The sequence below is a fragment of the Paenibacillus farraposensis genome (assembly GCF_020736845.1).
In the GTDB taxonomy this organism is placed as follows: domain Bacteria; phylum Bacillota; class Bacilli; order Paenibacillales; family Paenibacillaceae; genus Paenibacillus; species Paenibacillus farraposensis.
This window is the reverse complement of the sequence record NZ_JAFFQR010000105.1, coordinates 322,340-346,790: the sequence shown is the minus strand read 5'-3', so window position 1 is coordinate 346,790 and position 24,451 is coordinate 322,340. Positions and strand designations below refer to the sequence as shown.

The 24,451-nt window shown below is 46.8% G+C and carries 20 protein-coding genes and 7 pseudogenes; 8 read left to right on the top strand and 19 right to left on the bottom strand.

Features of this window, described 5'->3' with window-relative positions; translation table 11 throughout:
- Positions 1-51 precede the first annotated feature (51 nt).
- The 11 genes and pseudogenes from JO375_RS18115 to JO375_RS18060 form a co-directional block, all read right to left on the bottom strand.
- Positions 52-657, bottom strand: coding sequence for a DUF1349 domain-containing protein (locus JO375_RS18115; RefSeq protein ID WP_229525763.1), 606 nt, complete (start codon positions 655-657; stop codon positions 52-54).
- Positions 658-987: 330 nt separating this feature from the next.
- A complete protein-coding gene (locus tag JO375_RS18110; protein ID WP_229525762.1) occupies positions 988-1,185 on the bottom strand; it encodes a TetR family transcriptional regulator C-terminal domain-containing protein in 198 nt (65 codons plus the stop codon).
- A gap of 64 nt (positions 1,186-1,249) precedes the next feature.
- Positions 1,250-2,356, bottom strand: coding sequence for a Gfo/Idh/MocA family protein (locus tag JO375_RS18105; protein WP_229525761.1), 1,107 nt, complete (start codon positions 2,354-2,356; stop codon positions 1,250-1,252).
- A 65-nt stretch (positions 2,357-2,421) separates the two neighbouring features.
- Positions 2,422-3,150 carry a ThuA domain-containing protein gene (locus tag JO375_RS18100; RefSeq protein ID WP_229525834.1) on the bottom strand — a complete coding sequence of 243 codons (729 nt, stop codon included), beginning with the start codon at positions 3,148-3,150 and terminating at the stop codon, positions 2,422-2,424.
- 36 nt (positions 3,151-3,186) lie between these two features.
- Positions 3,187-4,359: a Gfo/Idh/MocA family protein gene (locus JO375_RS18095; protein ID WP_229525760.1), complete on the bottom strand. Its 1,173-nt coding sequence runs from the start codon at positions 4,357-4,359 to the stop codon at positions 3,187-3,189.
- 286 nt (positions 4,360-4,645) lie between these two features.
- Positions 4,646-4,978 carry an IS5 family transposase gene (locus tag JO375_RS18090; protein ID WP_229525759.1) on the bottom strand — a complete coding sequence of 111 codons (333 nt, stop codon included), beginning with the start codon at positions 4,976-4,978 and terminating at the stop codon, positions 4,646-4,648.
- A gap of 135 nt (positions 4,979-5,113) precedes the next feature.
- Positions 5,114-5,282, bottom strand: a pseudogene (locus JO375_RS25125) (arabinoxylan arabinofuranohydrolase); the annotation flags it as partial.
- Positions 5,283-5,455: 173 nt separating this feature from the next.
- Positions 5,456-5,776, bottom strand: a pseudogene (locus tag JO375_RS18080) (carbohydrate-binding protein); the annotation flags it as partial.
- A 108-nt stretch (positions 5,777-5,884) separates the two neighbouring features.
- A pseudogene (locus JO375_RS18075) lies at positions 5,885-7,177 on the bottom strand (carbohydrate-binding protein); the annotation flags it as partial.
- Positions 7,163-7,546, bottom strand: a pseudogene (locus JO375_RS18065) (carbohydrate-binding protein); the annotation flags it as partial. The pseudogenes JO375_RS18065 and JO375_RS18075, both read right to left, overlap by 15 nt.
- A 440-nt stretch (positions 7,547-7,986) precedes the next feature.
- Complete coding sequence (locus JO375_RS18060) at positions 7,987-8,259, bottom strand: hypothetical protein (RefSeq protein ID WP_229525758.1); 273 nt, start codon at positions 8,257-8,259, stop codon at positions 7,987-7,989.
- A 260-nt stretch (positions 8,260-8,519) separates the two neighbouring features.
- On the opposite strand from JO375_RS18060, the gene JO375_RS18055 reads away from it, so the two are divergent.
- Complete coding sequence (locus JO375_RS18055) at positions 8,520-9,506, top strand: LacI family DNA-binding transcriptional regulator (protein ID WP_229525757.1); 987 nt, start codon at positions 8,520-8,522, stop codon at positions 9,504-9,506.
- A gap of 47 nt (positions 9,507-9,553) precedes the next feature.
- The gene (locus tag JO375_RS18050) at positions 9,554-11,830 is read left to right on the top strand and encodes an alpha-galactosidase (protein ID WP_229525756.1); all 2,277 of its coding nucleotides are present in this window, start codon (positions 9,554-9,556) and stop codon (positions 11,828-11,830) included.
- 279 nt (positions 11,831-12,109) lie between these two features.
- On the opposite strand, the gene JO375_RS18045 is transcribed toward JO375_RS18050, so the two are convergent.
- Positions 12,110-12,415 (bottom strand): ArsR/SmtB family transcription factor, encoded by a 306-nt coding sequence (locus JO375_RS18045; RefSeq protein WP_229525755.1) that lies wholly within the window; start codon positions 12,413-12,415, stop codon positions 12,110-12,112.
- 110 nt (positions 12,416-12,525) lie between these two features.
- Between JO375_RS18045 and JO375_RS18040 the strand changes: the two genes are divergently transcribed.
- Positions 12,526-13,698 (top strand): MFS transporter, encoded by a 1,173-nt coding sequence (locus JO375_RS18040; protein ID WP_229525754.1) that lies wholly within the window; start codon positions 12,526-12,528, stop codon positions 13,696-13,698.
- A gap of 216 nt (positions 13,699-13,914) precedes the next feature.
- On the opposite strand, the gene JO375_RS18035 is transcribed toward JO375_RS18040, so the two are convergent.
- Entirely contained in the window at positions 13,915-15,786 is a 1,872-nt protein-coding gene (locus JO375_RS18035; RefSeq protein ID WP_229525753.1) for a fibronectin type III domain-containing protein, read from the bottom strand.
- Between the two features lie 311 nt (positions 15,787-16,097).
- Here JO375_RS18035 and JO375_RS18030 point away from each other — a divergent pair, with 311 nt between their 5' ends.
- The gene (locus JO375_RS18030; protein WP_229525752.1) at positions 16,098-16,427 is read left to right on the top strand and encodes a DUF3817 domain-containing protein; all 330 of its coding nucleotides are present in this window, start codon (positions 16,098-16,100) and stop codon (positions 16,425-16,427) included.
- Between the two features lie 241 nt (positions 16,428-16,668).
- On the opposite strand, the gene JO375_RS18025 is transcribed toward JO375_RS18030, so the two are convergent.
- Positions 16,669-16,920 (bottom strand): YolD-like family protein, encoded by a 252-nt coding sequence (locus JO375_RS18025; RefSeq protein WP_229525751.1) that lies wholly within the window; start codon positions 16,918-16,920, stop codon positions 16,669-16,671.
- A 131-nt stretch (positions 16,921-17,051) separates the two neighbouring features.
- Between JO375_RS18025 and JO375_RS18020 the strand changes: the two are divergent.
- The 4 genes and pseudogenes from JO375_RS18020 to JO375_RS18010 all read left to right on the top strand — a co-directional run.
- A pseudogene (locus JO375_RS18020) lies at positions 17,052-17,231 on the top strand (MFS transporter); the annotation flags it as partial.
- A 261-nt stretch (positions 17,232-17,492) separates the two neighbouring features.
- Positions 17,493-17,681: pseudogene (locus tag JO375_RS18015) on the top strand (ABC transporter permease subunit); the annotation flags it as partial.
- A pseudogene (locus JO375_RS24840) lies at positions 17,681-18,006 on the top strand (ABC transporter ATP-binding protein); the annotation flags it as partial. The pseudogenes JO375_RS18015 and JO375_RS24840, both read left to right, overlap by 1 nt.
- Entirely contained in the window at positions 17,979-19,289 is a 1,311-nt protein-coding gene (locus JO375_RS18010; RefSeq protein WP_229525750.1) for an MATE family efflux transporter, read from the top strand. The pseudogene JO375_RS24840 and the gene JO375_RS18010, both read left to right, overlap by 28 nt.
- Positions 19,290-19,678: 389 nt before the next feature.
- Here JO375_RS18010 and katA read toward each other — a convergent pair whose 3' ends face one another.
- The 5 genes from katA to JO375_RS17985 form a co-directional block, all read right to left on the bottom strand.
- Positions 19,679-21,136, bottom strand: a complete 1,458-nt coding sequence (katA, locus tag JO375_RS18005; protein ID WP_229525749.1) for a catalase KatA — start codon at positions 21,134-21,136, stop codon at positions 19,679-19,681.
- A gap of 264 nt (positions 21,137-21,400) precedes the next feature.
- Positions 21,401-22,003: an adenylyl-sulfate kinase gene (cysC, locus tag JO375_RS18000; protein WP_229525748.1), complete on the bottom strand. Its 603-nt coding sequence runs from the start codon at positions 22,001-22,003 to the stop codon at positions 21,401-21,403.
- Positions 22,004-22,069: 66 nt separating this feature from the next.
- Positions 22,070-22,969: a TIGR02452 family protein gene (locus JO375_RS17995; protein ID WP_229525747.1), complete on the bottom strand. Its 900-nt coding sequence runs from the start codon at positions 22,967-22,969 to the stop codon at positions 22,070-22,072.
- 17 nt (positions 22,970-22,986) lie between these two features.
- Positions 22,987-23,457 (bottom strand): NADAR family protein, encoded by a 471-nt coding sequence (locus JO375_RS17990; RefSeq protein WP_229525746.1) that lies wholly within the window; start codon positions 23,455-23,457, stop codon positions 22,987-22,989.
- Positions 23,458-23,486: 29 nt separating this feature from the next.
- Entirely contained in the window at positions 23,487-24,392 is a 906-nt protein-coding gene (locus JO375_RS17985; protein ID WP_229525745.1) for an NUDIX hydrolase, read from the bottom strand.
- Positions 24,393-24,451: the final 59 nt, after the last annotated feature.

The window sequence follows — 24,451 nt, the reverse complement described above, 5'->3', positions numbered from 1 at the left end:
CCGGATAAAACACACAAAGTATCTAGTTATCCTTTGGCGCTGTCTATTCGTTTATTCCACCGGGGGGTCACTATGAAGGTCTTGATCCCGCTCTGTAAAGTGCCAGCGAGTAAAGGTAACCTCAAAGCCCTCTCTGGTTGGCGAACAGGTATAGGGACCAGCCTGATTTCCGCTGGTGTGTGGGAAACGCGCCACACGAATCGTTCGCCATGCGTGATGCTCCGTCCGTGCGCGGATAATCACAGCATCCTTGATGATGGAGGCGCGCAGGGTGACTTCTTTACCGACCCACTCCGGCACAGCTGCGAGCGACCAGTCAGAATAGCCATCGGTTACGACTGTGGAAAGTTGGGGAATGCCGTCATTGATTTCAATTCCTGCTTTAATCCATTGCTCCGGCCCCTGATACAACAAAATACCTGCTTGATCATAAAGTTCCGTAAATGATGCCAGTTGAAACGACACCTCCACCGCCGATTTGTTATTCCAATCCGACAATAAAGCGGATCCGTCCTCAAATTCAAAACCATATAAAGTTTTTTTCCAGAAGTCTCTTCCCTTTTCAGGCGCAACCTTAAGGAAATCTCCTTCTTTCCGTGCATATAGAGGTGAATTAATCCAGTTCCCTTCCTCCCATTCCATTCTCTTCTTTATCATCTTTTGTCCTCCTTTATTTATATAAATATGTGTTGCTATGCCCTTAGTATAGACGGATCTGACTAAAGACAAGGAACAATCGAAACACTACTCAATTAATGACCAATGGAAATGTGAGCTAGTATCACAGCCATGCGATCGTTTACCTCTTGGACGTATGCTGAAAAAAAAGTGTCTGGACGCTTTTTGTGGCGATCATCCAGACACTTTTTATTGTACCCTGATATGCTGTTAATGGCTAATTTCCTTTTTTAAAAATAGAAACTGTTACTTTTAGGATGTATGTTCAAACTGACTGTTGTATAGATCGGAACAAAAACTTGAAAAATATTAAACATACAGCAGCAGCAATGCGCCCCTGTCTAGTCCGCTTGACAGCCGGCTAAGACCAATAATAGTGCTTTCGATTATAACGGCAAGCTGCTCCACGTGATCTGCCTTGAATTCCCCGTTTTCGATTCCTTGCTGAATCAGTTTCCAGTTAAATTGGATGTGATGTTTTAGAAAAGACTCCAGTACCCCGGTCACAGCGGAACTAGAGTCTTCTTTATAAGAGAGAAGAACATTCAATCAGCATCAAGATGGCATGAGTTTACGCATCTAACGTATACAAAGGCAGGTTTTCAGGTAAAGCCGCCGGGCGCAGGCATGTGCTCTGCATCGAATAGAAGGTCTGCTGATCGGAGGAATCGTGGAAACCCCACATCGCCTCCAGCACATGGTAGGCCAGCTCACCGCTAGCGCGATGAGGGCGTCCGCTGCGAACAGCGTACGCCATATCGGCAACACCGCTGCCCCTTGTATTCTCCTGGTAGCCCGATAGCAACGGTACCTCTGTCCAACTTTGCTCGCCTAGCAGCCTGTAGCGAACTGGTCCGCCGAATGTATTCGGGTCAGGCACCTGCAGCGTACCATGAGTACCATATACCTCGATCGGTGGGAGAGCGCTTCCACCAAAGATGTCAAAGCTGGTAATTAGGGTACCAACAGCCCCCTGCTCGAAGCGCAGCAATCCGGCCACATGGGTTGGAATATCGACTGGAATGGTTTGACCTCTCTTTTTCTCGCTCATAATCGTTCGTTGGTTCCTCGCCTTGCTTGTCATGCCGGAGATGGTGGAAATCGGTCCCAGCAATTGAACCAACGCCGTCAAATAATATGGGCCCATATCAAACATGGGTCCGCCGCCAAAAGCATAATAAAATTCAGGATCAGGATGCCAATGCTCATGTCCACGACTCATCATAAAAGCCGTAGCGGCTACCGGATTCCCAATGACTCCGTCCTCAATCAGCTTTAATGACGTCTGTATACCCGAACCAAAAAAGGTTTCCGGTGCACAACCGACAAGCAGTCCCTTTTGACGAGCAAGATCCAAAACAGCCTTGCCCTGCTCTCGGGTGACGGCCAGTGGCTTCTCCACATAGACATGCTTGCCTGCCTCAAGGACTCTAAAACATACGTCCGCATGAACGGCCGGAATAGTCAAATTAATGATGAGTTCAATCTCCGGATCAGCCAAAATCTCACCTACCGAATATACATTCGGAACATTGTATGCTACCGCCTGTTCCTCTGCCCGACTTTGGTCCAGATCCGCTACTGCGGACAGCTCCAGTATGTCGAAACGATGGCAATTTTCCATGTAAATTCCACTGATTTTTCCACATCCAATAATGCCTACCTTCATTTTGTTCATACCCGGTCTCCCTTCACTTTCAGAAAAATGGATAATGGCATTCCTTTATTGAATTGGATACCTTACTACCGCTGCTGGCTGTCCGCCATGCCTGTATATGCCTCTGCCATGGAGCTTCTACGGGTGGTCACTGCCTGTTTCCCTGCCGCAGCCCACAGGAATCCGCTGTGCATCATCTCCGTCACTTGAGGCATATCTATAATATCCGCGTGATGTCCCAGCGAATTATAAAAAACATGGCCATTCCCCCACCGTTTCGTCCATACAACGGGCATATCCACCGGTCCATTGGCTGAATGCGGTCCAGGTACAACTGGGAAGCGTGTGGTTGCCAGTACTTCAACTGCCGGGTCTACGTGGAGGTAATACTGCTCGCTTTTGATTTGAAAATCCTCAATATGTTCCAGCAACGGGCTGGAGCCGCGTTTCATGTTTACCATGTATTCCACTCCGTCATTGCCGGGATGTGCTACCCATTGCCCGCCTGTCATGAACTGCCAATCCACGTTGTTCCGGAAAGCATCGCACATACCACCATGGCAGCCTGCCAGACCTACGCCGCTTTGAACCGCTGCTGAGACATTATTGACCAGTTCCTGCTCAATCTGTCCCATAGTCCACATTGGAACAATGAGGTCCAGGTTCAACAGTTTCTCCGCATCCTGGTAGGCTTCAAGGCTATTAGATACCTCTACCTCGAACCGCTCTTCCTTCAAAATACGTTCAAAAATGGCCGCTACCTGCTCCGGCTCATGTCCGTTCCATCCACCCCATACAATCAGTGCCTTGCGCATCTGTAATCCACTCACCTTTCAGAATGTATTGTTATACTACATTTCTTCAATGGATACCCAGCGGCGTTCCTCTATGGATCGTTCTACCGCTTCAAGCACAACCTGACAAGCGACACCATCGTGGAAGTTTGGCGAAGGTTGCCGTCCTTCGGAGATGGCACTCAACATCTCAAGCATCTCGTGGGTGAAGGTATGCTCGAATCCAATTGTATGTCCCGCAGGCCACCAGGCTCCAGAGTACTTGTGTGCCGGATCGGTGGCGAGCACGCGGCGAAAACCCTGGACGTCCTCCTCATCTTGTGTAAAATACACTTCCAGTTCGTTCATCCGTTCAAAGTCAAACCGCACACTGCCTAAACTACCGTTAATCTCGAATGAATTTGTGCTTCGATGTCCGGCAGCAAACCGTGTGGCCTCGAAGCTGCCCAGTGCGCCTCCGACGAAGCGTGCCAGGAACAGCGTGGCATCATCGACTGTCACATCTCCCATGGGTGCATTTGCTTCGCTGCTCCGCTTGGAGCTCAGTCCACTCATCTCTAAAGCCAGCGGGCGCTGTTTGATGAACGTCTCACTCATGCCAATCACTTCATGGAACTCGCCGACCAGGAATCGGGCGAGATCAATCAAATGGGCACCAAGATCACCATGAGAGCCAGAACCTGCCACTTCTTTTTGCAGCCTCCATACCAGAGGGAAGGACGGGTCCATGATCCAGTCTTGAAGGAAAAAGGCACGAAAATGATAGATCTTCCCCAGGCGACCGCTCTCAACCAACTGCTTCGCCAGCTGTACAGCCGGAGAAAAACGGTAGTTGAAGCCGATCATATGTCTGACTCCCGCTTTCTCTGCTACCTCCAGCATTTCACGAGAATCCGCTAGCGAGAGTGCAAGCGGTTTCTCACAAAACAGATGCTTGCCATGGAGTGCAGCTTCAACGACAATTTCCTTATGGGCATTGCTCGGGGCGTTAATGTCAATCAGATCAATATCGGTGCGTTTCACTAGATCACGCCAATTTGTAACACACTCGGCCCACCCGAACTGACGGGCAGCCGCCTGAACCCCCTGTTCGTTGCGTCCACAGATAACGGACATCTCTGGCTGTAGCGGGGCATCTGGAAAGAACATGGGTAGGCTACGGTAAGCGTTGCTGTGAGCCTTGCCCATAAATTTGTAGCCTACCATTCCGATGCGAAGACGATTAGACATATCGTGATCCTCCTTATGGGTCTACGTTCAACGGATTTTTGATAGTTGCGTATATTGACGAATGGATGATGCCCTGATAATCAACTCCGTGGCCAGAAGCTCTCTTATGGAGGAGCATACGGTCAGTTCCAAGGTTGGTATGCAGTCCAGAGAATCCGGTATAAGCTTCAAATGTACAGTGACAACAAGTTTACCCCTTTTCTTATATAACTATTGTTGGAATAAGCCTAATATTCTGAACTCCATGTTTCTGGTATCATTCTTCTTGAAAGGTATAAACTTGTTGTTACATTGCGCCCGCTCCATGTTGATGGGCGCGGACGATGGTGGCATCGACCATGACTTGCTCCCCATCCGGTTCCATGGCGACATGCTTCAGAATCTCATCCCAAATGCCTGCTTTTTGCATCCGCCAGAAAAAACTGTAGGCGGAAGACCATGGGCCATAGTGACTCGGCAAATCGCGCCAGGGTGCTCTGGTTCGAGCCACCCAAAGCACTGCATTCAGCATCTGACGCCGATCCTTAGGCGGACGTCCTCCTTGTTTTTTCCGGGCTGGGGGCAACAGCGGTTCAAGTATATTCCATTCTTCATCCGTTAACTCGTATCTTTGTCTCATGTTCCTTATTTTACTAGATTTTTACGAGTTGTACAATTTGCGTACAGGCCCTAGATAATTAAACTGAGAACATATTTTTTCTGTGTGTTTCTATAAAACCATAATATACCTTGGATATCAAAATATTCCAAATACATTGCTAGTGAATTTGTAAAAACATGATTGTGAGCTTTCCTTGTAGACACTTCCGTTATTAAGTCAGTGCAAAGGAATCCGATCCTAAATGATGGTCTATAAATGGGTTAGAATTTCCTATTTGCTTGGCAATTGTAGAACTGGCGGCAGACACAGACAATCCAGAAATGCAACTTCACACAGCTGCTAGAACTAATAAAAACAAACTACATTTCTTCCACATCAATTTATCTTCCTTGAGTCAGAAAAACCAATGAAAATACCCCGCCAAGTAGACATGGTTCTTCTCGTGTCTGATTGACAGGGTACAGTTCATTCTTTATAGCTTTTGCTTATATTAGGTTATTGGGCTGATACAGTGATTTTATCAATATTAGGTCCTTCAGTACCCGTAGTTACTACTTTTAAGGTATTGACTCCACTCTTGAATGGTAGCTGGACTGTAGTTTCACCCCAGGTTCCCCAACTACCAACGGCTTCGAAAGGCGCATCGCTCATTACTTTTGCTCCATTCACATACACATCCAGGTATCGTGTACCTTTGTCCAGCGCATATCTGAATTTCACATTTTTGGAGCCTGTAAAAGCACAGTTAATGCTGTTCCACTGAATGGATGCATCGGACATGGTGTTAAAGTTAACAAATTGAAAATTATTATTTTCCGAATAAGTGCTCTCTACTACGGAGTTAACCAACGTGGTATCCTTCTCAGCTTCATAAGAGGTACCGGCATTGGTATTGACGATATTGTTATTCTTGCCTAATTCAGCTACAAAAGTAGTTACACTTTGCGCAGGAAGCTGAGCCGTAAAGGAACTGCCTGTCACATTCATTTTTGGTCCGGCTGCCAGATTTCTGGTTCCATCTGTTACCCAGGAGGAGACTGTGGATGCTGTTCCGTTTTTCAGTGTAAAGTTTTGGCTTACTGGGGAAGCACTTTTGTTGATTGCCACAATGACGACCTTGTTGTCACCTTTATAGGCAGAGGTGTAAATGTTGGCAGCAGGGTTCTTCGTTGCATCTACTCTTACATATCCAGGACGAACAAATTTCGAGAAGTGAGCCATATTATAACCACGTTTACTGATTGTACTGTCTTCATTCATCGGGCTGTATTGTCTGCGGATGTACCACCATACGTATGCCTGGAAGTCTCCCTCTACCACCGCATTGTGAATGTGATAGGAGACATCCAGTGCCTCAGGCCAGCGATCTGCTGAGTTGGCTTCACTGTTCGGATAGTAGACTTCTGTCATCCAGAGCTCTTTGCCAGCTCCTTTTTGCTTGAACAGCGGATAAGAGAAATCGCTGAATCTCGTACCATAAGTATGCGCTCCCAGAATATCCATATTTGCAAGGGCCTGTGGATCATTCAATATCTTGTCTGACATTGCTTTGACATAAGAAAATGATTCCGGTGCCATTACTCGGTTATTGATAGAGCCAGCATTTTCTTTCATAAAGCGAAGAATTTCATCGGCAGACCACCATGTCCAATCATGTGCATAATCTGGCTCGTTTTGAACAGAAATAGCATATAGATTTACACCATTGTTTTTCATAAAGGAGTCGAATTCATTTAAATACTTGGCATAAGCATCATACTTATCGTATCTGAGGCGTTTTGCCGTTTTGGACTCAACATAAGCAGTAATATTGATGTTATCAATAATCGGGGTCTCTGTCCCTGTCGTGACCAATTTCAACGTGTTGGTTCCATTAGCCATCGATACCTGGATTGATTTTTCGCCCCAAGTGCTCCAACTGCCGGTAGCTTCAAAAGGAACATTGCTCTGTGCTCTCGCCCCGTTCACATAGACGTCCAGCTTGCTTGTTCCATTTAGCAGGGCATAGCGAATTTTCAGATTTTTCATTCCTGTACTGCCAATGGGAATTGTATTGAATTGGACAGCAGAATTGGTTGTATTTTGAAACTTGACATATCCGGTACCGGTGTAGCCCGAATTCGTACGCTCCACTTTTGCATTAGTTGTGGTACCTGTTTCCGCTTCATATGTAGTGCCAGTACCTGAGTTTGTTCCGAGCGTGAAGCTCTCAACCATGTCACTTGGAGGATTCCACGGCGTAGCAAACACGATGGCGCCGTTTTCAATCGCCTTTTTTGCTGTTGCTACTTCCCTTTTCCAATTATTTTTATTTTCGTCAATAGGAATTCTTAGTACAGTAAGCCCTAACTGATTGTTGCCATTGCCAAAAGCGGTTTCCCTTTGAGCCGGTGTCAAATCTCCAGCCCAACCTGAATGGTTCATGCCTCCAAAACCGCGAATGACTTGCTTTTCGGCTGATAAATCAACGGTTACATCGCTTGCCGCTGACACCTGAACGGGCGCTGGCACTGTTAGCATTATGATCGGCAACGCTGTTGCCAATGCTAACAATGAGCAGATTGACTTTTTTACATGGGATTTCATTTCCATCTCTCCTCAGCTTTCCATACATCTGCAATTCAAATCTGGTTTTTACTTGGTGTTATATCGGTAATTTGTCCAGATTACCCTCTTTCATATTTCCAATTTTGGATTTACAACACAATAAAATAAATTATCTACTGTAAATAATTGTAATACACTTCCTTAAAACCGGAATAGGGTCAATAGAACTGTTTGTTTCTTTCGCAATTTCTTCATTATTTTGTGTATTTATGAATAATTCCCCGAAGTGAGATTTTACTTCCTAAATTTCGGGAAAAATGTGTTTCTTCCCGTAGGGAACGGGACTGACCTAGGTTTGTGAGACAAGGTTAAAGACACCTTTCAAGTTTAGGTAACCAGTTGTCGAAATTCAAAAGGCGACTAATTATTTAGTTTCTCGTCTGATGGTATTTCCTTTTCTCTGAAATCTTGAATCTTTCTCAAACCTTAGTACCTATCGGCAACCCGATACCCAGTGTGTTCTCTTGGTTGCCTGGCAGGGCTCCAACCGGAGATGGTGTGAGAACACAAGCCCATCTGCAGTCCCAATTCCGGACTCTTTTTTCCAGCTCTTCCGGATAGCGATCCCCCACCAGTATAATTTTCGAAGCTGCGGACTCAATCGCTCGCAAATCTTCCAGTGTCAACTCCACATGAGCCGCTCCGAGGTTTTCTTCCAGACGACTCAGCTGTTGTACCCGGAATCGGAACAATCACGATTTTTGGCCAAGCACTCAAGCGAGCGCAATTTGAGCAGGAGTCGCCTTTTTCCGCTCAGCTACTTCTTTCAGCACCATTGAACAAATTATTCATCATGATCGTGAAAAACTCCGCTGATTCAATTGCTTTTTTATCATTAAACGGCAGAAACCAACCGTCATGCCCGTTCTACCTGTGTCTTGAAAAGATCATCCGGATGTGCTAGTATGAAATCGAATTTTAGTAAAATTATTAACTAAAAGGTGTGAGCTCTTTGGCAACCATTAAGGACATTGCCCGCGAAGCGGGTGTGTCTGCTGCAACCGTTTCAAGGGTTTTAAATAATGATCTGTCTCTGTCCGTGAGCCCGGACACCAAGAACCGAATTTTTTCGATTGCTAAACAGCTTGGGTACAAGCCTTCCCGGTTAAGACAATTAAAGCAGAACACAGAACGTGCCGGGAAAACGGTCTCTCTCCTGCTCTGGTGTTCTATTGAAGAGGAACGGGATGATCCATATTATGCCTCGATCCGCCGTGGAATCGAACTGCGCTGTGAAGAGCTTGGCCTGACGCTGGGTCAGACTTTGCGAGGACGTTCTTCCATCACTACCTTGCAGAAGACGGACGGTCTGATTGTTGTGGGCGGCGTGGAGCCTGAAGAGCTGATCAAGCTGCATCCCGACAAGAACACGATTGTCCTTGTCGACCAGTACCATGAACAGCTCGAATACGATTCTGTTCGCGTTCATTTTCGGCAAGCTGTTGATCAGGCGCTTGGGCATCTGTTCGAGCTTGGCCACCGACAAATCGGGTTTATCGGCGGCAAAAGCGACGGAGAACGGCGGGCGCATTACTTTGAACGGTTCATGCGAGAACGGGGGTTGTACAATCCTCAATTTGTTCGGATAGGTGCTTGGAGTACCGCGGATGGATATCGGATGATGTCCGAGCTCCTTACCGGGCAGGAGCGGCCGACGGCCTGTTTCGCTGCAAGCGACCCGCTCGCCATTGGAGCTCTCCGTGCCCTTCATGGACATGGGGTCCAGGTGCCGGAGGGAATGGCTGTCGTTGGCTTTGACGATATTGAGATGGCGGCTTTCGTACAGCCTCCGCTTACCACGGTACGCGCCTACCCTGAACAGATGGGCAAGGCCGCCGTTCAACTGCTCGCTGAACGGTTTGAGGGACGCGAACCACCTGCCCATAGCGTGATCGGGACTAAGCTTGTCATACGGGAGAGCTCGCGCGCAAACGAGTAACATTACGTAAAACAATCCATACGATGAACCCCCAAGGAGTGAATATCATGAACATTCATGTAAACGGGACGCTTGGCTTGTTCCACCTGCAGTCCAAGGATTGCAGCTATATAATCCAGCTTGTAGAAGGATATCCTGCACATGTCTACTGGGGAGCTCAGCTTCAACATGACGAAAACCTGGCCAATGTACTAGAGTTCAGAGAGCGCTGCTCCTTCTCTCCCAATCCCGTTCCATCCAACCGCACGATTTCTCTCGACACGCTTCCCCAGGAATATCCACAGTATGGAACAAGCGACTTTCGTCAGCCGGCCTATCAGGTTGCACTTGCGGACGGAAGCCGGATCACGGAGCTAAAATATAGCGGCTACCGCATTGAACCAGGTAAACCCAAGCTCGAAGGACTTCCTGCCGTCTATACCGAATCGGATGATGAAGCGGCAACCCTGTTTTTGATCCTTGAAGACCAATACTCGAGACTTAAGGTTACACTGCTCTATACTGTATTTGCGAATCACAGCGCTATTGTCCGGTCTACCCTTTTTGAGCATAAAGGAAGCGCTGTCATAAATATTGAGCAAGCGATGAGTGCTTCTGTCGATTTCGCAGATTCCAACTATCAAGCTCTCTACCTGTCCGGGGCCTGGGTGCGGGAAAGGCATATTCAGCGCCGCGAACTCGGACCGGGTGCTATTCGGCTGGAAAGCCGCCGGGGCTCGAGCAGTCACCAGATGAATCCATTTCTGGCACTGCTTCGTTCTGATGCGAGTGAAGATCGCGGAGATGTGTACGGCTTCAGTCTGGTTTACAGCAGCAATTTCGTCGCACAGGCGGAAGTAGAACAGTTCGACCAGACTCGAGTAAGTATCGGAATCAATCCGTTTGATTTCTCATGGCGGCTTGAACCGGAGCAATCATTCCAGACTCCTGAAGCCGTACTGGTCTACTCCGGAGAAGGTCTTGGAGGCATGTCGCGCACCTATCATCGACTCTATCGTACACGTCTGTGCCGGGGCGTTTACCGTGACAAAGAGCGCCCTATTCTCGTAAACAATTGGGAAGCCACTTATTTCGACTTCGACGCCGATAAAATCGAAGCGATTGCCAAGGAAGCGGGACCGCTTGGTATCGAGCTCTTTGTGCTGGATGACGGTTGGTTTGGCAAACGCGACAACGATGACAATTCGCTTGGGGACTGGTTTGAGGACCGCCGCAAGCTGCCTGGAGGTCTTGCCGATCTGGCCAAACGGGTGAATCAACAAGGATTGAAGTTCGGCTTGTGGGTAGAGCCGGAAATGGTATCTCCTGATAGTGAATTATACCGCAAGCATCCCGATTGGTGTCTGCATGCCGAAGGCCGACGGCGGACGGAAGGCCGATCCCAGTTGGTGCTTGATCTCTCCCGCAAGGAAGTTTGCAATTACTTGTACGATACGCTTAGCTCCGTTTTCTCGCTTGCTCCAATTACTTATGTCAAGTGGGATATGAACCGTAATATGACAGAGATTGCTTCGGCGACAGCTCCTGGCGAACGGCAAAAGGAAACCGCACACCGTTATATGCTTGGTCTTTACAATCTGCTGGAACGTCTGGTCTCCCGGTTTCCTGACATCTTGTTCGAAAGCTGCTCCGGCGGCGGCGGACGGTTCGATCCCGGAATGCTCTACTATATGCCACAAACATGGACCAGTGACGATACCGATGCGATTGAAAGATTGGCTATTCAGTATGGAACAAGCATCGTGTATCCGGCCAGCACTATGGGTGCACACGTATCAAGTGTGCCGAACCATCAGGTGAAACGAATCACCTCCCTTGCTATTCGCGGCGACGTTGCCATGAGCGGCAACTTTGGTTATGAGCTTGACCTTACTGCATTTACAAAAGAAGAAAAGGAGCTCGCTGCCAAACAAATTGCCCAGTACAAGGAAATTCGCTCCCTTGTACAGCAGGGAGATATGTATCGGCTTCAGAGCCCGTTTGAGGGCCGGGGCGATACGGCCTGGATGTTTGTTAGCGAGGATCAGTCCGAAGCTTTTGTCGCTTACTTCCGCGTGCTGGCTGAGCCGAACGGACCCATACGGAGATTAACGCTTAGAGGACTTGACGCGGAGAAAAAGTATATCATTGAAACTGGTGCAACAGGCAACACGGCCGGCCATATGGGCAATCCCCTGCCGGCAAACGGCGCGTCCCCTTTCCGTATAGCGTTTGGCGGCGAAACCTTTGGAGGTGACCGTCTCATGCGAATCGGGCTTGTGGTTTCGGATCTGGCAGGTGATTTTGCCAGCTCTACCTTTCGCCTTAAGGCAATTCCCCGTTGATCACGGCTGTAGTCCGTAACGATAAAATGATGACAAGGCAGGCCGATTCTCCGGTCTGCCTTGCTTATAATTCATCAGTCATTCCAATCATTACTCTTTTCCAAATAGATGATTCCCTGGTGTTTTTGTGCTTCGGTCCTATGTATGTCATGGTAAAAGTCATTAATATCAACCTCCACATTAACCGCATTACTCCCCAAAACAGATATTCTTTCTCTTTGTGTTTTGTTTTTAGTGGAATGATCTTGATTTCCATAAAAACTTGCTTTATTTCTTTTGTTATTGCTCTATTCCTTGCAGTACAGCCGACAGCAAACCCGGAAAGCGTAAATTCAAATCGTCATATCGTATGGAAATGAATCGCTGGGTTCCCTCTAATCTCGTATGAATGACTCCTGATTCCCGAAGAACCTTGAAATGATGAGACAAGGTTGACTTTGGAGCAGAAATATCTAGCGAGCTACAGGATTGCTCCCCCTTTTCACTCAAAATTTTAATAATATTAAGTCGAATCTGATCACTGAGCGCATATAAAACCGTGGATAGGTTTATTTCATTGACATTGGGATGGTACATGGTTCTCAAGAACATTCACCTGCCGGATTAAAGAATTATAGTTGCATTATAGCATAAGCGGTGCTATATTTCTATTGTTTGAAAATAATCGAACTTACGAATATAGGGAGGTATCTGCTTTGAACAAAAATATCATCTTGTTTTTCTTTGTCATGTTTTTCATCGGAACTGATACGTTTATTGTATCACCGCTTTTACCGATGCTCCGTGATGATTTCGGCATTTCTGTTGAACAGTCAGGGTGGATCGTTTCGGCTTATGCACTGGGTTATGCAGTATTCGCCTTGATTGCAGGGCCTCTGTCAGACGGATGGAATCGCAAAAAGGTGCTGCTATGGGGCTTGCTTAGTTTCGGTGTATTTACATCGCTATGTGGCTTTGCGACTGATTTTTGGACTATGTTTGCTTTCCGTTTTCTGGCTGGTGTTAGCGCCGCTTTTGCCTCGCCTCAAGTCTGGGCTGCCATCCCGCAGCTGGTTCAATCCCATCAAATTTTAAAAGCGATGGGAGTTGTCACCGCAGGCTTGGCCATTTCCCAGATGCTGGGCGTGCCTATCGGCAGCTATCTTGCGGCCACCCAATGGCAGACACCATTTATCATGATTGGAAGCTGCACCTTTATGCTCGTTATACTGGCTTCCATTCTATTGCCTTCCATGCCAGCTATGCAGCTACAGCATAAACCAGTCTCGATTGGGAGCAGATACCGTTCTTTACTGGACAGCTCAACATCCAGGATTGCTTTTGCTGCCTATTTCCTCTTTCAACTTGGAAATTTTGCGGCATTCTCTTTTATTGGCATTTGGCTTTCCGACAAATTCAGCCTTAATGCTGCGAGTATTGGCAGCGTAATTCTGTTTCTAGGGTTGGGAAATACGATCAGCAGCTTTTTCGGCAGCAGTCTGGTGAACAAAATAGGCCCTCGTCATTCTTTGAAATATGGCGTATTCCTCATCGTCCTGCTCTATTTACTGCTTCCATACTTGTCTAGTGTAACCTATGTTGAAATTACATATTTTTTGATCTTCCTCATTCTCGGGATGATTTTTCCGCTTATGATGAGCTTGCTTCAGACCCTGTCTGGCACAGCACGTGGAACCATCTCATCCCTTGCCAACTCCTCCATGTATTTTGGAACGACCTTTGGCTCTTTCACTGCAGGGATTTTGTATGCGCACATGGGGGGATTTATTTCCGTAAGTCTGTTTACTGTGCTTTGTTTCAGTATGTCACTGGTCCTGTTCATTCGAAGCGGAGTTTTACCAGGCTCCTCGCCTGTATCTGCTTCCTAAAACTGCATAGCAATTCTAACATCTAAAAAGCCGAGTTGTTATTTCAGTTAAAAAAACGCACACACGGGCGAGGTCAAGTGTACGTTCGGACAAAATGAAATGAGCTTTAAGCCGAATGGTGTGGAGGAAATAAATAGCACCTTCCAAAAAAAAGAAACCCAGGGTTATTAAAATAAGCCCGGGTTTCCTGAAACAGAGTTCAGCTTACAAAAGCCTTTATTTTTTAATCGTAATTTGTTTGGATGCAGCGTTATAGTTTACCTGGTAACCCGAAAGCTCGCTAATCACTCGCAGTGGAACCAGTGTAGAGCCGTTAACGATAACTGGCGCTGTGATGTTCGTCGAGTAATTCCGGGAATTGTTTAATTCGAACACGGCAAGGGTGGAATTCTTGACTTGAAGAACCACTTGTTTGCCGTCATCAGGGCGATTCAGAATGATCTTTTTGCCCGCTTTTTCATAGTTTACCTGATAACCCACATGTTCACCGATAAAGCGCAGCGGAACCATGGTTACTCCATTTATGATTCGCGGAGCCTGAGCTATTGTCGTAGCACGGCCATCGATATAAGCCGATCTGGACCCTGGTGTAAGGGTAAATGAAGTTGAATAAGCGGCAACCCCATTATTATAATTTGGAGACGTTGTACTGGAAGTTAATGTGTTCGAGCTCGTCCCGGACGATGAACTACCGGTACCAATCGCTCGATTGCGAATAGCTTCCAGCCGATCCAGCAAATTGTTTTTACCTGACCCGCTCGGCAGATCACTGATTGCATCTCTGGCAGACCGCCAGTCGGACGCATTCAGAGTGTTCTCTGCAATGCGCATCAAGTCACTTGCTTTCTCATAGTTCGAGGAATAGGATGACGACGATGATGATGATGAATAACCATCTGTACGTTCCGACACCTTTACCCCGCTGGACTCTCTACCACTGCTATTGACGGTCACGACTTTGATCTCATACCAGCGTCCTTCACGCAAATTCGAAATTCTGTAGGATTCAGAGGATGTAGTCCCCTTATAATCATTATCTACATAGATTTTCACTTTTTCAGCCGAACTCGGCTTATCGTAGTTGATTTTGATCCAGGTATCACCCTTGCTATCCACTCTAAGATTGGATACTTCCGACGAATTGGAGGATGTGCTGTTCGTTGTAGCCGTCAGCCTCACACCGGAGGACAGAGCACCTGTGCTGCGCTTGGATTTAATCGTAAACGAATACGACGTTCCTGATGAAAGATTATTGAATGTGTAAGACGTTCCTGTCGAGTCTGTGATCAGTGTTCCATCCCGATATAAACTGACCGTACTAATTTCGCTAGGTCTCGTCCAGGAAACAGTGACGCTATAGTTATTAACCGATGTCACTGAAGCTCCGGTCACTTCCGGCACTGTATCGACGGTGAGCGCTGGAGTGGTCACTGCTGTACTGGTCCCTGCGGATATGTTGCCGGTTTTGTCCATGGTCTTGATCAATACGTTATAGTTAGTGGAAGCAATTAATCCACTGAACGTATAGGATGTGCCCGTTGTTCGCTGTACTTCTCTACCATTTAAATAAATAATTGCTTGGCTCAAGTCGGCATCCTTGGGCATTATGTAATTAACGGTGAAAGCGTTATATCCCAAATTCGTCACGCTCAGTCCGCTTACTTCCCCCGGAGGTGTCTTGTCTGCAGGGGTATCAGTGGAAGCCGTTCTAGCTTGCACTGTAGTGCCTTGAGAATCATCTCCACTCTTATTCACCGTCTTGACCTGAAAGGTATATGTTGTATCCGGCCGTAAGCCAGCCAACGTATAAGAGTTGCTTCTAATGTTATCTACATACACATCGTTACTGACACCGATTACTTTGACATGGTCAAAATTGATGTCCAGCGGGTTGGTCCAGGACAAATTCACTCTTGATGTATCTAGCGGAACTGCGGTCAGATTGCTAACCTCTGCTGGTGCAGCACTTGAAGCAACCGCTCGGCTGACCAGCGCATCCGTTCCCCCCCAGACGCCATATCCTGTATTCAACATCAATGTAGCCGTTGCTAACGGAACCATCCATTGGCGCAAACGCTTTTTGTTCATGGTTTATGCTCTCCTTGATAACAGTATAAAAATTTTATTATCTACCATCATTAATTAGTAAGCTGACAAACCCCTCCTGATGCAATTCAGCTTTAAAAATTTATGCCATAATGGTTACATGCACATTTAAATGTTATCGGAATTTACTTGGGAAATGTTTAGAGCCACTCATGTTTTGAGGTTAAGTGAAATTTCACACATGCTATATAGATGTGCTGTAAATGTTCGATATATCGTAACTTTTTGCTATTTTATAACATCCGTTTGTAGGATATATTAAATTTTAAGTAATATGAGAAGGGAGGTCTATCATGTTCAAAAATGCATTTAAGTTGTTTGGTACCATTGGAAATATTGAAGCAATCTCATATTTGCTACTCGTATGTATTGCCATGCCCCTTAAATACGCAGCCGGGATGCCGCAAATGGTAAGCTGGGTAGGTATGATTCATGGAGTCCTATTCATCGCTTATGTGATGGCAATTGTAGTCATGCTGATTTTACGGAAAATAACGATTCTGCAAGGGCTTATGGCCTTGATTGCCTCGCTGCTGCCGTTCGGGCCTTTCATCTTTGATCGCAAGGTGCTAAAAAAAGCCGAGGGACGTGAGAGCAACACCCCTCCAATAAAGGCTACATAAGCATGTATGAGGCTTCTTTCTCTCTCATGCGACTTATATACAAAAAAACAACCGAGGGCTGTTGAACCCACTCGGTTGTTTTTTTGTATATCCAAATGTAAAAGGCTTCACCGGATTTTCCGGATTTTCCGGATTTTCCAGACTTTTCGTAATCGTCATCTGACGGCTCATCCCGGCGGTTCCGGTTGATTTATCCCGCCACAGCCAAGTAGATGATCCATCCAAATTATGTAATTGGGGACTAATCTCTTGGGTAATTGACACTCATAATGTCCATAAAAGGAACTTTAACTGTCTCACCATGATTCTCTACATGAACTTTCCCTGTTCTAGGGTCCATTTTAACAATCAGTCCGCGGGTGGTTTCTTCATGTCCCCATACGGTCAGTACAACTTCGGATTGCTCCTGCTGCGCTTCTACAAGCTGATTCCCGATTTCCTCCAGTACAAATTCATCCCGGGTAGGACGTTTGGGCACTTTCGCCTTGACCACTTGCTTTCCTCCTTCCTTTTCATGCAAAATCAAATTCATTTCATTTTACCATACTTTTCATCATCTGGTACTGGTAATCTACGTAGAATTCAGAGATTTTCGGTGATTGAGTCAAGTTATGAGCTGCGGAATTGCGTGTTTTCAAGCATCCGATGTTCGTCATCGGAGTTGTGATGATCTCCCTGTGTATGATGACCATCCTTTCTACGATGTTAATTCTGCCGCTCTTTTTGCAAAAAGAGCTGGCTCTGTCCGCACTGGCGGCAGGTTTGGTGCTTCTGCCTGGTGGAATTATCAATGGTCTTGGCTCAAAGCTCCGATGCATTAATCGGCAAATCCATATATACATATTCATACAATTATATATTTACAAACCTCCTCTATTTGGTTACGATGTGCTTCTGAAGTAAATGTAAAAATTACTATTACCATTAAGGAGGAAGTACTCGTTATGTAAGCGCTCATATTATAAACTTTTCATACCTACTGCCATAGCCGTAATGATGGCGGCCTGCTCTTCAGCTCCATCCGTTTCACCTTCTTCATCTGCAGCCAAAGCACCCCAAGCCAAAAGTATTTTTCATCTGGTGCTCCCTTCTCTTACCTTGGGACTAGCGATGACGGCTGTTTATGTACGAATGATCCGCTCCAGCCTGATTGAAAGCTCAGGGCAAGATTTTATCAAAGCAGCGCAAGCCCGTGGAATCAGTCCGGTTCGCATCTTTTTCAGACATATGTTCCGTCGCAGTCTTGTTCCACTCGCGTGACTATTGCGTGCGCGAACAGCACAGAGCCGGATTTTATCGTGCTTGACGAGCCAACGGCAAGTTTGGATGTAACTACACAGGCCACCGTTTTAAATCTGTTCAAGGATTTACAACATGAACTGGGAGTGGCTTATCTGTTCATATCCCATGATCTGGCGGCCGTGCACTTTATGAGTGACCGAATCATGGTCATGAAAGATGGCTGTGTACTTGAGAATTTTACCAAGGAAGCGCTCTTTCAGCCAGATCGCCATCCATATACACAATCTTTATACTGGAGGTTTTTTCAACATGCTGCCTTCCCACCGAGCCTATCTAGCTTTAGCCATTCCATTAATACTTTCAACGATTACAACCCCGCTGCTCGGTGCGGTGGATACGGCGGTAATCGGTCATCTGAGTCATGCCTCCTATTTGGGCGGTGTGGCTGTGGGCACACTTATTTTTAATACTTTATATTGGATGTTTGGCTTTCTGCGCGTCAGCACATCGGCATTTACAGCACAGGCGGCAGGGGCCCAGAATAACGAGCAAAGCATCGCCGCTCTGATGCGTCCGCTCGCCATTGCGTTACTGATCAGCGGGGTATTCATCATACTGCAAAAGCCGATTCTGCTTGCCTCTCTGCAGTTAATCCATCCGGCTCAGGATGTGGCTGCGCAGGCAGCGATTTATTTTAATATTCGTATTTGGGGAGCGCCGCTTACGCTGGTAAACTATGTATTGCTCGGCTGGCTAATGGGGCTAGCCCGCGTGAAGGCTACCTTATTTCTGCAAATTACGATGAATGTGACCAATATGGTTTTAGCCCTTGCGTTCACACAAATCATGCAATGGGACGTAGTCGGTGTGGCAGGCTCCACACTCATCGCAGAGGTTCTCGCTTGTGTGCTCGGTTTTATACTTGTACTTCGTTCCCGGATGTGGAGAGAATGGCTGCAACATGGGAAGAAGGATTGGCAGGGCTGGTTTGGAGTCTCGGAGCTAAAAAGTGTTATGGCCACGAACCTTGATCTCATGATTCGTACAGCCTGTCTGCTAACGATGTTTAATCTGTTTACCTCGCGCAGCGCGAGCTTTGGAACCGATCAGCTTGCAGCAAATGCAATTTTGCTGCAAATCCACTATATTATGGCTTATTTTTTTGACGGATTTGCTAATGCCAGCAGCATCATGGCGGGCCAAGCCCGTGGTGCCGAAGATCGGAACATGCTGCAAAGAGTGATTCACTTGTCCTGGTTCTGGACACTGCTCACCAGCGTGGTATCAGGCGGACTGTATTTAGCACTGAAGGAGCCGTTGATCCGATTGTTCACGGACAATGCCACGGTGATCAGCCTAACAGGCCCATACAATGGCTGGCTTGTCGCCTTTCCGCTGGCTGCCGGGCTGGGTCTGGTATTCTACGGTGTGTTTACAGGGATGACGGTAACGTATCCGATCCGAAATTCCATGCTGATTTCGCTGCTCTTCTTTTTGGCCGTTCTTTTTTGGTGCGTTCCTCACTATGGCAACCATGGCTTATGGCTGTCTTTTATCGTGTTTGCTTTGGGACGATCTTTATTTCTTGTGATCTATTTGCCTCGGTTAAAGAGAGTTTAGCAGCTATTGTGCTGACGAACGTGCCGGTACTTGTTTCTACGGCAGCTACACGGACGGATCATTCTTGCGAACGTTGTCCGCTTCTACAGTACGCTCCGTCCTCTCTGCTTGCTCTATGCTGTTTTACATCATTATATTTGTAAACACCAAAACGCACCAAAATAAGCCGCAAAACCTCGTATTATTTGAGATTTGCGGCTTTTCTAGTTTTAGAATCTTTCCTTCGGTTTGTAAGACTGGTACACCTTAAAGCAGCGGAGAGGACGGAAAATGATTTGCGGAAAAGCGGTAGTGGTCGCTTTTGTCTCCAGATTTATACCGCTTAATATAACTGGAGACAACAGCGATTGGAGCAACGTTCCGTTCGCGAAAGTCAGGAGTTTGTATATCTATTCACCTTGAGGAACTGTCAATCCCAGTCCTTCGGCTACACGGCGTCCGTATTCAGGGTCAGCCTTGTAGAAATGTCCGATCTGACGCAGCTTGATTTCGTCACTTTCTACTGGCTTCATTGCACCCACAATATTTTGGACCAGACGCGCACGCTCCTCCTCACTGAGCAAACGGTACAGATCTCCCGGCTGCGTGTAGTGATCATCGTGATCGTAGGCTACACTTTGCGCTTCGCCGGACACTTCAAATGGAGCGATTTTGTGCTTCGGTGATTCTTTAGGTCCACCGAGACTGTTGGGTTCGTAATAGACAGATCCACCGCCATTATTGTCACTGCGCAACGCACCATCACGCTGGTAGTTGTGCACTTCCGCATGCGGACGGTTGATCGGCAGCAGATTGTGGTTTGCACCTACACGATAGCGATGGGCGTCTCCGTAAGCAAACAGGCGTCCTTGTAGCATTTTATCCGGTGAGGCTTCAATGCCGGGCACAAATGAGCCCGGAGAGAACGTCGCCTGCTCTACTTCTGCAAAATAGTTTTCAGGGTTACGATTCAGAACCATACGTCCTACCTCGATCAGCGGGTAATCCTTTTGCGACCACACCTTGGTCACATCAAATGGATCAAAACGGTATGTGTTTGCATCCTCTAGCGGCATAATCTGCACGTAAAGCTTCCATGCAGGAAAATTACCCTTCGCAATCGCCTGAAACAAATCTTCTATATGATAATCCGGATTTTCACTGGCCATTTTTGCAGCCAAGTCGACATCGAGATTTTGTATGCCCTGCTCTGTTTTAAAATGATATTTTATCCATACAGCCTGCCCCTCGGCATTCACCCACTTGAACGTGTGACTACCGAAGCCGTGCATATGTCTGAGTGTAAGCGGAATACCGCGGTCAGACATGAGGATCGTTACCTGATGAAGTGATTCAGGAGATAAGGACCAGAAATCCCACACCGCATTCGGGTTTTTCAGATGAGTTTGGGGATGACGTTTTTGCGTATGAATAAAGTCCGGGAATTTAATGGCATCCCGAATAAAAAAGACAGGTGTATTATTGCCGACAAGATCATAATTGCCTTCCTCTGTGTAAAACTTCACGGCAAATCCGCGCGGATCGCGTACGGTATCGGACGAGCCTAGCTCACCCGCAACGGTAGAAAAACGGATAAACATCGGCGTACGCTTGCCTACCTCGGACAAGAAGCTTGCTTTGGTATAAGCAGACAAATCATTCGTAACTTCAAAATATCCGTGCGCCCCTGCACCTTTGGCATGAACAACGCGCTCCGGCACACGCTCCCGGTTAAAATGCGCCAGCTTTTCCAGCAAATGCACATCCTGAACCAATGTGGGGCCACGCGAGCCTGCAGTGATCGAATGCTGATTATCTCCAACTGGAGCGCCCCAGCTGGTCGTCAGGTTGTTTGGTTGTTTACTCATAATTGAAATCACCTCTTGAATGAATTGGTTGACTATGTGCCTTTCACTATAAATTGTGCACAAACAAAAATCAATACTTTTTTATAATAATTATAATTTAGGATTTAGAATTAGTTTAAAATCACACATAAAAAAAGCAAGCCCGTACGGCTTGCCACAGCGTAATTTTATATTTTATTTATAACTGCATACTTCAATTTCAATGTCCGTTAGCGAAATGTTTATTTTTCTTCAGACCATATTCATCTAAAATTAATCATAAAATTATACAAGCAGCTGTTCCCTGTCGAGAAAATCCAAAATTTCTTGAACCGATCCGGCGATCTCCTGGTCCTCTGTGCATACGATGAGATCAGGTCCCAAGGGGGCTTCATAAGGTGCATCAATTCCTGTAAAATGGCGAATTTCTCCAGCCCGCGCTTTCTTGTACATCCCTTTGGGATCGCGCCGCTCGCATTCCTCCAGACTGCACTGTATAAAGATTTCATAGCAGCCTTCCTGCTGTAAAATTTCCTTTACCATGTTACGATCCTCACGATAAGGGGAAATGGTGGCGCAAATCGTTACAATTCCCGCTTGTGCCATAAGCTTTGACGCCTCGGCAATACGACGGATATTTTCCTTGCGATCCGCAGGCAGGAAACCGAGATTGCGATTTAATCCATGCCGAACATTATCCCCGTCCAATATAAAGGTGCGTATGCCTCGCGCATATAGCGCTTTTTCCAGTGTGGAGGCGATCGTTGATTTTCCCGAGCCTGACAGCCCCGTAAACCAAAGCACCGGGCTTTTATGTCCGTTCAAAAGCTGGCGCGCTTGCTGGTCAACATCTGATCTATGCCAGGTAATGTTGGAGGATGGATTCATGCAATATTCTCCTTTTCATTTCATGAGGTATTCATGTAAGTATTTTTTGTAGCATGGCTGCCGGCTTCAGGAAAGGAGTTCTTTAAAGCTGTTCAAAGTACGCTGCCCTGCTGTATGATCCAGCACGGCAAAAACAATCCGGTCAAACAGCATACCATAGGCTTCATTGACAAGCACCTGCTTGAACCAGCCTGCGACCTCCTCCGGTTTATTGCGGAACACTCCGCAACCGTAAGCTCCCAATATAAGATGCTCTACCTTGTTTTGCTTTGCCATCCCAAGAATGTAACGGATACGCTCCAGCATCACTTCCCCGATCCGATCCACCTGCTCCGGCTCACGTTCTCGTACGACTCCGGCATTCACAGCAGGTGCAGTCAGAAAATCGACTTGATACGGCGCTTCCAGCAATGCTCCCTGATCATCCCGAAATACAGGAACTTCGGGCGAATAAATCATGTAATCTGAATAAAAACAGCTTCGCAGCTTCCGGTTATGCTGGTACATCTCTTCCATTTGTGAAATGCAAGGATACAGGGCTGACGAACGAGCCAAGCTTTCCTCTTGGGCCTGGCTGCCTCCAAGAAATCCGCCGCCCGGGTTTTTGGCTGATGCAAAATTCAAACACGCTACGCGGTTCAGCTGCTCCTCAAGCCGGAGCCTACATGCCGCCTGTAACGTGCTTTCTCCCGTAATTTGTATCTTTGCGTTTATCGCCTGTTCGTCAAGGTGTGAGTAAGACAACCGTGCGTCCTTTATCCTTTGCTCGGTCTCTTGTCTTACAGCCACCAGCTGAGAAGGTGTATATAGCTTCGAACCTGTGATTGCGTTGTCCACTTCTTTTGCTATATTCACTTGTACTTGTTGGGAATTGGTGTAATATCCGTTCTCCACAATCGATAGCGTTTCCTGTGCCATATGTGATCGGGCATTCCGGTTGCTCTGCCAGTTCATTGTACTCGTCATGATGATGATTCCTCCTTTTACAATAAATCCTCACGTAATTTCGTCAGGATTTGGCCAAGCCAGTTCGTACCGCGCCATAACTTACGGTTCTGTATGCGGGCATCGTTTTCAGCCAGCCCCACTCCCCAAATGGTATCGGTCGGACTAGCCTCCACTAGCAGGGTTCCCTTCGTTTTAAGGAGATGCTTGAGCAGGTTAGGATTTTGCGTAAATTTAGCGTAGTTGCCGTCATACACAAACTGTCGACAATTTGCCTCCCACAAGGATTGATCAAATCCTCGCACACCACGACCGCGGGCTTTTTGCTCCCGAGGGGTGGGAGTCTGCATAATTTTCAGAGCAGCCTCTTCATCTCCAAAAAGCTGCGCTTTTTTGAACATCATATATTGCTCCGCACAGTTAAATTTCAGCCCATCTACGATATAATCAGAAGGATACCACTGCGAAAATGGCGAATGACTGCGATAAAAAAATGTAAACTTTTCCACGTTACTACCTCTTTTCATATCACCTTATGTTACGTAAAACGAGATCGGGGCTTGAACCGATACAGCTTGGACGGACGATGCCCAGCCGCTTTGCGATATTCATTCGTCTCGTCCACGAGATCTGCTATTTTGCGGCGAAAGGCAGCAGCCAGCAGCTCCTTGCCCAAAATAATTTCATACACTTGTTGAAGCTCACTCAATGTAAAGAGGGATGGCATCAAATGAAATGCAATATCGGTATACTCAATTTTGCTGCGCAGACGCTCAATGCCGTACGCAATAATTTTGGCATGGTCAAAAGCAATCCCCTGTGATTCCATGACCTCGCGCTTGATTTCAATGGTTTTCCCCTTGAGAATTTCAGTCACTTTTACCTTGGCCATCAGCCGAATGTCCTTATGCTTCAGGGTAACATCAATGACTTGTTCCCAAGTGCAGCCTTCAGGCTGATTCGTCCGCGTCTCCTGAGCTACACTGTAATCCAGCTCAAACCACCGCGCATCCGCGGCATCGTCCCCGGCCTGTACCTCCAGGGAATCATGGTCTACAAGCGCCATGTAAGCGCAACTGATAACCCGTGTACGCGGATCACGTGCTACATCTCCCCACGTATATAGCTGCTCCATATAAATTTGATCCACATTGGTTTCGGTTTTAAGCTCGCGCCTTGCAGCTTCTTCCAGGCTTTCATCCATGCCTACAAAACCGCCGGGGAGCGCCCATTGTCCGATAAAAGGATGCTCCCCTCTTTGAATCAAAAGAAGCTGGAGTGTCTTCTCCGGCAGCTTGCGATAATTATGCTGAAGCTGATCCATTACAGTAAAAAGCAGCATATCCACCGTTACGGATGGACGCTCGTATTGACTCGCATCATATGCGGCCAGAAATTGTTCTTCCGTCATATCATGCGGATCGTATTTTGATAATTCGGTCACCAGCGTCACCTGCCTGTTCGTATATGATTATTGTCGCCTTCAAAAGCAAAAAAGCGATT

What these genes read in the sequence shown, in the direction of transcription:
- JO375_RS18115 (WP_229525763.1), bottom strand. Translation starts at nt 657, where the DNA reads ATGATAAAGAAGAGAATGGAATGGGAGGAAGGGAACTGGATTAATTCA.
- JO375_RS18105 (WP_229525761.1), bottom strand. Translation starts at nt 2,356, where the DNA reads ATGAACAAAATGAAGGTAGGCATTATTGGATGTGGAAAAATCAGTGGA.
- JO375_RS18100 (WP_229525834.1), bottom strand. Translation starts at nt 3,150, where the DNA reads ATGCGCAAGGCACTGATTGTATGGGGTGGATGGAACGGACATGAGCCG.
- JO375_RS18095 (WP_229525760.1), bottom strand. Translation starts at nt 4,359, where the DNA reads ATGTCTAATCGTCTTCGCATCGGAATGGTAGGCTACAAATTTATGGGC.
- JO375_RS18090 (WP_229525759.1), bottom strand. Translation starts at nt 4,978, where the DNA reads ATGAGACAAAGATACGAGTTAACGGATGAAGAATGGAATATACTTGAA.
- JO375_RS18050 (WP_229525756.1), top strand. Translation starts at nt 9,554, where the DNA reads ATGAACATTCATGTAAACGGGACGCTTGGCTTGTTCCACCTGCAGTCC.
- JO375_RS18035 (WP_229525753.1), bottom strand. Translation starts at nt 15,786, where the DNA reads ATGAACAAAAAGCGTTTGCGCCAATGGATGGTTCCGTTAGCAACGGCT.
- JO375_RS18030 (WP_229525752.1), top strand. Translation starts at nt 16,098, where the DNA reads ATGTTCAAAAATGCATTTAAGTTGTTTGGTACCATTGGAAATATTGAA.
- JO375_RS18010 (WP_229525750.1), top strand. Translation starts at nt 17,979, where the DNA reads ATGCTGCCTTCCCACCGAGCCTATCTAGCTTTAGCCATTCCATTAATA.
- katA (WP_229525749.1), bottom strand. Translation starts at nt 21,136, where the DNA reads ATGAGTAAACAACCAAACAACCTGACGACCAGCTGGGGCGCTCCAGTT.
- cysC (WP_229525748.1), bottom strand. Translation starts at nt 22,003, where the DNA reads ATGAATCCATCCTCCAACATTACCTGGCATAGATCAGATGTTGACCAG.
- JO375_RS17995 (WP_229525747.1), bottom strand. Translation starts at nt 22,969, where the DNA reads ATGACGAGTACAATGAACTGGCAGAGCAACCGGAATGCCCGATCACAT.